We start from the raw sequence: 7338 nt of genomic DNA, 5'->3' as shown, positions 1-7338 counted from the left end.
AAATAACTGTTAAGCATAACGTTATTTATAACTGTTTCTAAAACAGAAATTCGCACTTAGAGACTGAAACTACCTTTATACTGCTGTATAAACACTTCCTTAGGCATCTTAAATCCCAAACATTTGGCTTATCCGGTTCATCCCCATTGGGGAAATGCGCAGATGCATTTTCATTCATTGGACTTTGGGGAATAATCCCATAATCCGCTTCGCTTCTTACGGGCTACACTTGCTCACGAGAATATTGTACTCTTTGGCAAAATCGATTTTGAGGGTATCGAATTAGAGATGAAAATGATTTGCAGGGAATAATTGATAAGAGATGAGGATATGGAGAAAGTCCCGTATTACGCTTTCGCTAATACGGGACTGCGCTAGCTAAGCAAACTCAGATTTGCCTGAAAATTCTGCTTTACGATACCCTGGATGGACTTTCACATGCCAGAGGGGCAGCATCATAAATAATGGAATCAGGCAGCAAATAAACAAGGTGAGGAAAAAATTATCCCAGCCGTAATTTTTGATAATTGCACCCAAAGGAGCACCAGCCAGAACAGCACCTAAACAATAAGCAAAAAATCCGGCAAAGCCAGTTGCTGTCGCCGCTGCTTTTTTATGTGATAACTCCGCACACGCCATACCAATCATCATTTGTGGCCCAAAGATAAAAAAACCAAAGAAAAAAAGAAACAATGAATCGAGGAATGGTGTATATCCCCTAGTCAACGTAAAGAGCAACAAAGTGACAAATACACCTCCAGTAAAGAGAACATTGATTGGGTTGCGTTTACCTTGAAATATTTTATCAGAAAGCCATCCGGCAACCAGACTTCCAAAAAAACCACCCACCTCAAACCATATGACACAACTACCTGCTGTGATTAAGGAATAATCCTTCACCTCAGTTAAGTACAGCATGCTCCAATCATTAAGGGCCGTTCGGACAATGTAAATAAACAAATAAGAAATGGACAGTATCCAAATATATGGGTTGCTTAACACATAATTCCAAAGAATTTCTTTGATTGAGAGTTCTGTTTTTTCATGGTGGTGATTGGATAAACCAGAAAAATCTCCTCGATATTGCTCTATCGCAGGTAAACCCAGCGACTGCGGAGTATCTCTTAAACGATTGATTAAAAAAATACCTCCTAAAATGCAGATAACCCCCGGCACAAACATGGCTGAACGCCAGCCGAAATACTGCGCGCACATAGCAACAATCAATGGAATTAATGCACCACCAACGTTATGTGATGTATTCCAAACACTCCACCAACGACCACGTTCGGATTGAGAATACCAATGTGTTAATAATTTAGTACATCCTGGCCATCCCCACCCTTGAAACCAACCATTCAATCCCCAAAAAATAGCAAACAACCACCAGGTGGAAGACAATCCAAACAAAATATTAGCAATACCTGTCAAAATTAGCCCAATCGCCATTAAATAACGAGGATTTGACTTATCGCCAAGAATTCCACTCAAAAATTTGCTGATGCCATAACTTAAGCTCAAAATGCTCGCAATCATTCCCAGTTCGGTTTTGCTCATCCCTAAGGCGCTTTGTAATGCAGGCATCGCGAAGGTAAAACTTTTTCGCGTGAAATAAAATAAAGCATAGCCTATATACATTGCATAAAAAGTGCGAATACGCCAATAACGATATTGCTGTTTAACAACAGTTTTATCCTGAATTTCATTAAGATAAGGAGCAGGTTTTAGAAAAGTCAAAAATGCCACGATTGTCCATCATCATGAAAAAAATAAGATTAGAATGTAACTCGTAAAGTATGTCAATTCTTTCTAATAAAAATAATAGCCGGATCATACCTCTTAATAATTAATTAAAAATTTAAATGGAATTCTTGTGAAATTATAAATAAGCTACATGATTTGCATTAAAAGGGATTTGTCGTAATGAAAGAAATAGTTAGTTTATTAGAACAAGAGCAAATCGATTTTGCTAATTATAAACGTCCTGAAGTCATAATGGTTTTAAGAAGAAAATTTCGTACTCAAAAAGATTGGATTATAGCTTCTTTCAACCAATATCAATTTACTGAAAAAGAATCACAAAAAGTCCAACAGGCGATCCTAAATGGGGATCTTCGAATAACAGATCTTCTAAAACGTCCGTTTACCCACTATTTTTGGAGTTTCCTTACCTTTAAGTGGGGAGAGATACTTTCGGGTGGAAAAAAATTATCCAAACAAGAGGTCTTACAAATTGCTACCTACTCTAGCAATAGCCAAGAATTTGCAAGAACCCCCATTCAAAATAGAAATAGGCTGCTAAAAGGAGTGCCATTAGTCATTGGCAAAGTCGTTACCTCCATGGCGCTTTGTATGGTATTTTGCCTGGGATTATTAAGTACTTTAGGGGCACCCTTTGGCGTTAGCCTCGGCTTAGCAATAGTACTTTCCTGTTGTAATGGAATAGTGTGTTTATTAAGTCGTGGACAAGCCATGCTTGATAGTGCTGGCTTTCAGCCTCAAAAACAAAAAACGTTTAAGACCTTTGAAGAAAATATAAAAGAAAAAACGATACTCGATAGAGGTCAGAAATTATTTTTTGGTGTGGTGACATTGTTGGCATGTATTTCTGCGGGCATTTCTGGATATGCTGGTCTCGTAGGACTTCTCACTTTTTTGGGGGCGGGTATGCTCGCCTCTAACCCTCTAGTTTTGGCAGTTACGATTGGGTTATCTGTGATTGCAGCTATCTCTTTTTATTCGTTTCAAGCTGCAGGCATACGTGAAAATTATACAAAATTTAAAAATCTTTTTATTGAAGATTATAAAAAACCCTATGGTCTTTTGCGATGTGTCTTATTAGGAGCCGTAAGTACGGTCTTTTTAGCTGTTTATGCGACGCTAACTTGGTTTACTACTGTCTCAGGGGTTAATAAGCTTTTCAATTCCTTAGGTGCGACTCCCGATACCCTTTTAGCACATGTTATTGCTATGATATGTACTTCAACAACCATGGTGGTTAACACTTTTTCACAAGTATATAAAGTCTTTAACCCGAAAACCTATGTCGATCTAAAAGAAAAATTTGAATCAATATATCAACCACCAGAAGAAAACCAGACAAAAGTACAAAAGATAAAGCATGGAGCCATCAATATGCTCAAATTATTTGCTTTGATAGGTGATTCTCTTGCTTATTCTGTTGCCGGTGGAATCCGCAGTGGAATTCATGTTGGTGAAACATTGGGAGAAGCAATAGGAGCAAAACTTGCATTAACCGTTACCATGGCAATACTGTCTCCAGTCATTTTGGTATTCGTATCGATAGCTTTTACTTGGCCTACCGTTTTTCATAACAAAAAATCGACTCAAGATCCTTCACAGATGGAGAAGCCATTGAGAGAAAAAATAAGTCAAAGTCATACTCCAGATGCACTGCAAAATAATACGCCATTACCAACAGCAGAAAAATCTATCAAACCTAATAATCCTAAAAGTAGCCGAGCTGGGCTAAGATTTTTTGATGCATGCTTGAATGAAGAGTCCAGTGGTAGCCCTACTTTAGAGAGAAAAACAGTTTTGACATCCTCCATGCTATAAATGTTGTATTGAAGGCGGCCAAGGCAATACTCTGGCATTGGAGTACATGGTCATTAAAGTATGAGTGATTTAACATACTTCGAATACTCAATTCAAATGAGTGCATTAAATGCTAGCCATTTGCTGTGAGAGTATATAGCGAAGATTTGGGGAGAATTTGTGTATTTGAGTACGACACAGTTATACATCGTCAAGCATTTGTAGTGGATTTCTAAGAGAAAATTTATTTTGAAAAGTTTTCAAAGCTTCTGGACAGACCTCCCATGGATAATGAAAGATTAAAAAAATTATTTTCCAAATCTCCACCATGGGATGAATAATGCTAAAAAAGCCAGTCCCTATTAATAATAATATTTGATCTTAGTGATTTTGATAGTTGTAATCAAAACTTAGATTCATGGTTTATAAAGCAAGCTAATGAAAGTGGTTCAGCGAAGACCTATGTCGTTTTTGACGATGAGCAAGAATTGCAGTTAGAAAAGATTATCAGGGTAAGAACATAGGTCGCAAATGAGGTCGGTGTAAGAGCTATATTACTCACCCCATTGACGATATAGCAGAATCTTTTTATAAACATTTCGGCTTTGAAAAATCACCACGCACAAAACAAGCTTAGGATAGTGTCCGATTTTCTGAGGAAAGATCAATTCGCATCTCCTCTTGTTCAACGGACAGTGTTTTACCTTGAAAATAATCGGTAAATTTTTGCAGCACTATGCCAATAGCAAGTGTCACTCCCATTGGTTTATGCTGGGTTTTATATTCAAATATTCTTTCTTGATATTCTGAAAATTGCATACCATTATCTTTCAGTATTTGCAAAAGGTAGGTATCTGTTTTTTCAAAATTTGCCATGGGAATATTAAGTCTACTTAAAGACTCTCTAGGTATATTCAACTCTTTAATTAATACGTTGGCTATGGATGGATTGTTTCTCTTGATGGCATCGATTAAATAGCTCAATTTCGTATCGAGTGGAACTTCAATGGATGAAATTTTGCTCAACATTATTCGCACACAATCCGGATTATCACTTTTAATAGCATGCTGTATCATATCTTCCGTGCCATCAAAATATAATTTCTTGGTGATTATATTCTGAGGTTCGAATTCGGTTAACTCATTGAAAAAATCACTCAACAGTTCAGGGTTTCCTCCATTAGCTGCAGCTGCCAGTAAAGAATTAGTCATGGTTTCATCTTTAAAAACATCCTTAAATTTCTCTGAAAAAGGCAGCCAGTTACGTAAGGTTTGATAACTTTGGCGTCTACCATATACTAATGCTTGAAAAATGAGGTTTGGCAAATCACTTTCATTTAAAGCAGGCAAAAGCGCCTTTAGCGACTCATGATTATTATTTATAACAGCCTTGGACGCGGCATCGGAGTATTCTGAAATGGACCAATTCCCGACTTCGATAATTTGTCCCATCACCTCTGCACTATTACTATTTTCTGCAAAAAAAGATAAATTATTATAATGTTGCCCAGCTACTTTAATAGTACACTTAGGATCCTCAGCGAATATGTCCAGAGAAGGAAAATCATTTCTTGGGCTGATATGAGGATTATTTATCACCCGAATGTTCAGTGCGAGTCCATCACTACTACCGTACCAAAATGACAAGTAATTAACTATAGCAGCTTCATCATCACATTTAATTTCTTTTCTTATCGAGCTAGGATCATACAAATAATATTTATCGCCTTTTTTTCTGATCCCCATAGCATGGTCTGGTGTGGAAATAAGCATTACTTCATTTTCCTGAAGCTTTATATTTTTGATAAGATTAGCCATAGTTTTTTTTCTACCTACCAAGGATATATCAAAACATGCTTTCATACTCTTTGAGGTAACCTTATCACCTTCTTTTTGATTGACGCTTAATGCCTGATAACTGTTATTTTGGTTTAAATTTTTGTTGAACAACTCTGGTTCCATGGTAAGTAACACTTGGTTTATAAAGGTATTTACTTCCTCATCATATGCGGTTACATTTGACGCTCGTTTCAATAAGTCTTGGAATTCATCAGCACGTCCTTCAAGTACATATTTTGCATATAACGAGGCCAAGCCATTACATACTCCCTGTTCATCAAATTTCAACGGAATATTTTGTGCTTTCAGATATTCATTAATTCTTGGAACAATGCTTTCTTGAGTAGTCATAGTATAAGGTTAAATCATGATATGTTAAATTATAGAACATTGGCGGGGCTTTGCTTAAGGTTATTTCGAAAATAGAAAATCCAACGTTGCAAAACAAGATCCTGTTGGTTTTGTTAATCGAATCAATAAAGCAATCATAGACGAAATTCAACGTACACCTGAATTACCGCGTGCAGTAAAGCGCTCAATTTATTTAAATTAACGAAGCATAATATCGCTCGTAAAAATATCAAGCGGTAAAGCAAGAGTACAACACGCATTGGGTATGTCTACAATTCCACTGATGCGTCCTTCGATAGGAGCTGCACTTAATAAAAGATATGCTTGTTCTCCACTGAAGCCCATTTTGGTTTTTAAATATTCAATTGCATTCAAGCACGCTTGTTTATACGCAATAGTAGCATCTAAATAATGTTGTTTTCCTTTTTCATCAACCGATATTCCCTCAAATATAAAATAGCGAGAATAATGTGGTTCTAAAGCAGGGGTATAAAAAAGTGGATTTTTAAGTGAATATTTTTTGCATCCTTGAGGGATAAGATCTACTTTTAAGATGATCCATCCTGCCATTTCAATTCCACCGCAAAAACTAATTTCACCATCTCCTTGAGAAAAATGAATATCGCCTACTGAAAGATGAGCGCCTTCTATAAATACAGGAAAGAAAATACGCGACCCTTTTGTTAGATTTTTAATATCACAATTTCCACCATTTTCTCGCGGAGGAATAGTACGAGCCGCTTGATGAGCAATTTTTTCATAATCATTATGTGAACATCTTCCTAATAATGCTCCTTTTTTCTGCGGTAATTCAGCATAAGGAGGAATCCGTTTAGGATCTTTCGCGTTAAGCTCCTCTTCGCGTTGGTTCCATTGAGCTAAAAGTTCATGAGAAGGAGCACAGCCAATTAGGCCGGGGTGAAGTATCCCTGGGAAGCGAACACCTGGAATGTGCCGAGAGGAGGTAAATGCACCTTCAAAATCCCAAATAGCTTTTGCGGCATGAGGAAAGTGGTCAGTTAAAAAACCCCCTCCATTTTCATGAGCAAAAATTCCAGTAAACCCCCATTCCGCTCCTTCAAGTGCACCTATGTCGAGAATTTCCACTACTAAAATATCACCAGGTTGTGCTCCTTGAACTGCTATAGGACCACTTAAATAATGCACTTGGGCTAAATCAACATATTTAATATCATCTGCATCATCATTATTTTTTATTTGTCCTCCTGTCCAATCAAGACATTCTACACGAAAAACATCTCCAGGTTTTACAGTTGCTACGGCAGGAATATCAGGATGCCATCGATTATGAAGTGGATATGGTTGCTCATGAGGTTTTTTATTGAGATCTACTTTAATAAGTGTTTTTGGCATGCCCTCTCCTTTTTATGAGCTCTCCTTATGTAAGAAAAATAGTACCACAGAAAAGTCTTTGATAAAATTACGCTGATATTCGCTATTGGTTTCGAAATATCAGCAGATGCAATGCCAACAGTGCTGTATAAAGATCATTAACATGAGAATCATAGTACAAATACATCATAGGTATATTCGTAAATGCATCATTCCCAAAATTGCAGTACTAGCCTT

General features: G+C 37.0%; 4 protein-coding genes. 1 reads left to right on the top strand and 3 read right to left on the bottom strand.

All coding sequences use genetic code 11. The features are described 5' to 3' along the window. Positions 1–378: 378 nt before the first annotated feature. Positions 379–1746, bottom strand: a complete 1368-nt coding sequence (gene pgtP / locus A8O27_RS15490; protein ID WP_058457917.1) for a phosphoglycerate transporter protein PgtP — start codon at positions 1744–1746, stop codon at positions 379–381. 177 nt (positions 1747–1923) lie between these two features. On the opposite strand from pgtP, the gene A8O27_RS15485 reads away from it, so the two are divergent. Continuing rightward, positions 1924–3579, top strand: a complete 1656-nt coding sequence (locus tag A8O27_RS15485) for a hypothetical protein (RefSeq protein ID WP_058457916.1) — start codon at positions 1924–1926, stop codon at positions 3577–3579. Positions 3580–4191: 612 nt separating this feature from the next. Here the strand turns inward: A8O27_RS15485 and A8O27_RS15480 are convergent. Together A8O27_RS15480 and fmdA are read right to left on the bottom strand one after the other, a co-directional pair. Beyond that, positions 4192–5748, bottom strand: a complete 1557-nt coding sequence (locus A8O27_RS15480) for a hypothetical protein (protein ID WP_058457915.1) — start codon at positions 5746–5748, stop codon at positions 4192–4194. A gap of 198 nt (positions 5749–5946) precedes the next feature. Then, on the bottom strand, positions 5947–7122 hold the full coding sequence (gene fmdA, locus A8O27_RS15475; RefSeq protein ID WP_058457914.1) for a formamidase: 1176 nt from the start codon (positions 7120–7122) through the stop codon (positions 5947–5949). Positions 7123–7338: the final 216 nt, after the last annotated feature.

The organism is Legionella bozemanae, assembly GCF_001648595.1.
Lineage (GTDB): Bacteria > Pseudomonadota > Gammaproteobacteria > Legionellales > Legionellaceae > Legionella > Legionella bozemanae.
Note: the sequence above shows the minus strand (reverse complement) of the source record. Positions and strands in the feature narration are given on the sequence as shown.

Bases quoted from the DNA above. Each gene is read 5' to 3' on its own strand.
- A8O27_RS15485 (WP_058457916.1), top strand. From the start codon at position 1,924: ATGAAAGAAATAGTTAGTTTATTAGAACAAGAGCAAATCGATTTTGCT.
- A8O27_RS15480 (WP_058457915.1), bottom strand. From the start codon at position 5,748: ATGACTACTCAAGAAAGCATTGTTCCAAGAATTAATGAATATCTGAAA.
- fmdA (WP_058457914.1), bottom strand. From the start codon at position 7,122: ATGCCAAAAACACTTATTAAAGTAGATCTCAATAAAAAACCTCATGAG.